Genomic DNA, 1980 nt, shown 5'->3' with positions numbered 1-1980 from the left:
TGGCGCGCTCAGGAGGATTCGAACCTCCGACCGCCTGGTTCGTAGCCAGGTACTCTATCCAGCTGAGCTATGAGCGCGCAGAATGTGATAAATCACACTAAAATCTCTTCGAAACAAAATTGTTAGCAATAAACCAACAAATGGCGGTGAGGGAGGGATTCGAACCCTCGATACGGCTACAAACCGTATACTCCCTTAGCAGGGGAGCGCCTTCAGCCTCTCGGCCACCTCACCACAAGCATGTTTCTCTATTATATGGCGCGTCCTGGAGGATTCGAACCTCCGACCGCCTGGTTCGTAGCCAGGTACTCTATCCAGCTGAGCTAAGGACGCGCGGTTGCTTAATTATTATAAGCCTTGCAAGAATGGCGGTGAGGGAGGGATTCGAACCCTCGATACGGCTACAAACCGTATACTCCCTTAGCAGGGGAGCGCCTTCAGCCTCTCGGCCACCTCACCGTCTTGCGGAGGCACATATTACGATTTACCAAAAATATGTCAAACACTTTCTTGGTAAAAGTTTTAAAAAAAACGTTAACCGTTGGCTATTTAACCAAAGCGTTGACTTTTTACACTTAAGTACCAAAGCCTAGGATTTATCACGCTATTTCAAATGCACAATACCGTGATTCTTAACGAACAAAAAATAAATAAGGCCGGTTAATACCAGCCTTATCTCGATAATTAGTAGTTGCTAGGAGCAACGTTACCATTACCTTTTTCTGCTTGAATGCGCATGTAAATTTCTTCACGGTGCACAGATACTTCTTTGGGAGCGTTAACACCTATCCGTACTTGATTACCTTTTACACCCAAAACTGTTACCGTTACTTCATCACCGATCATCAGTGTTTCGCCAACGCGGCGAGTCAAAATTAGCATTCTTTGCTCCTTGAGTAATCTCTGTATTATCTTGCAACTACGCTATTATCTACTAAAAGTTATCTCCCAGTAAACTTTATTGCATCTAAATCAGCCTAAAAGCATCTGCTTTGCCTCAAACGCCAGCGAAGTGTCCGAATAAATATAAGCCTTGTGCAAAATATTAGCCGCATTATCCACCTTATGCGGCGCAAGCGTTAACATCAATGATTGCGAGCTTGTGGAGACATAATGCACATCTATCCCTTGTTCGGTCAATAAAGCACAAGAATGCTCCACCAACGTAGCAGCTTGCAATCCAACGGTGGTTAACAAACTCACAGGTTCACTATTGCGGATTTTACCGTTAAACACCAGTTCTAACTTCGCATAAGCGTCCTGTTTTATCACTATCGCCGTCCATTCTGCTTCCTCGATCACATTCCATAGTTCGATCCCCAGCATATGGCACTGCTTTTCCAGAATGGTGGCATCGTCAGATTCAATCTTGACGAGTAGCATCTCCCTCTGAATCGCAATGCCACATATGTTCTGTGTTCCCCGCTCACCTTTAATTAAGCTCCCTTGATTGGTATCAAAGGTCGATAACACTCTGAGTGGGACTTGATGTTTCCACGCATATTGAACGCAAGGTAAGTGCAACACTTTCGCCCCTTTACGGGCCATTTCTTCCATCGAAGGGAAGTCGATCACCGCCAATTTACGCGCAGATGGCACCACGCGAGGATCACAGGTATATATGCCATCCACATCCGTAAAAATTTGACATTCATCAGCGTTGAGTACGCCAGCTAACGCCACGGCACTCGTGTCCGATCCCCCTCGACCTAATGTGGTGATATCCCCTTTCTCATTCACCCCTTGGAAGCCTGCGATGACCACAATAAGCCCTTGAGTCAATAATTCGCGAATGGTTCGGGTATCGATCGACTTGATCGTTGCATTGTTGTGTTGGTTATCGGTGACAATGTTGGCTTGCGTTCCAGTAAGGGAACAAGCGGGATACCCCAATTTATTTAAAACCATGGCAAGTAATGCCATCGACATTTGCTCACCCGCAGAGAGTAAAACATCAAGCTCTCTTGCATTCGGTACACG

Annotated in this window: 2 protein-coding genes and 4 tRNA genes; all 6 read right to left on the bottom strand. The window is 45.9% G+C overall.

All coding sequences use genetic code 11. The annotated features are described in order from the left end of the window. A tRNA-Arg gene (locus B7C60_RS11600) sits at positions 1–77 on the bottom strand. Between the two features lie 64 nt (positions 78–141). After that, positions 142–234 (bottom strand) — tRNA-Ser (locus B7C60_RS11595). A 22-nt stretch (positions 235–256) separates the two neighbouring features. Next, positions 257–333: transfer RNA gene (locus B7C60_RS11590), tRNA-Arg, on the bottom strand. A gap of 33 nt (positions 334–366) precedes the next feature. Next, a tRNA-Ser gene (locus B7C60_RS11585) sits at positions 367–459 on the bottom strand. Between the two features lie 225 nt (positions 460–684). Then, positions 685–882 (bottom strand): carbon storage regulator CsrA, encoded by a 198-nt coding sequence (gene csrA, locus B7C60_RS11580; RefSeq protein ID WP_099611788.1) that lies wholly within the window; start codon positions 880–882, stop codon positions 685–687. Positions 883–972: 90 nt separating this feature from the next. Then, a partial coding sequence (locus tag B7C60_RS11575; RefSeq protein ID WP_245869250.1) for an aspartate kinase occupies positions 973–1980 on the bottom strand: 1008 nt, incomplete at its 5' end.

This window comes from Vibrio fujianensis (assembly GCF_002749895.1).
GTDB classification, from domain to species: domain Bacteria; phylum Pseudomonadota; class Gammaproteobacteria; order Enterobacterales; family Vibrionaceae; genus Vibrio; species Vibrio fujianensis.
This window is presented reverse-complemented; position numbering and strand designations above follow the sequence as displayed.

Excerpts from the sequence above, each read along its gene's own strand:
- csrA (WP_099611788.1), bottom strand. The coding sequence starts at position 882 with ATGCTAATTTTGACTCGCCGCGTTGGCGAAACACTGATGATCGGTGAT.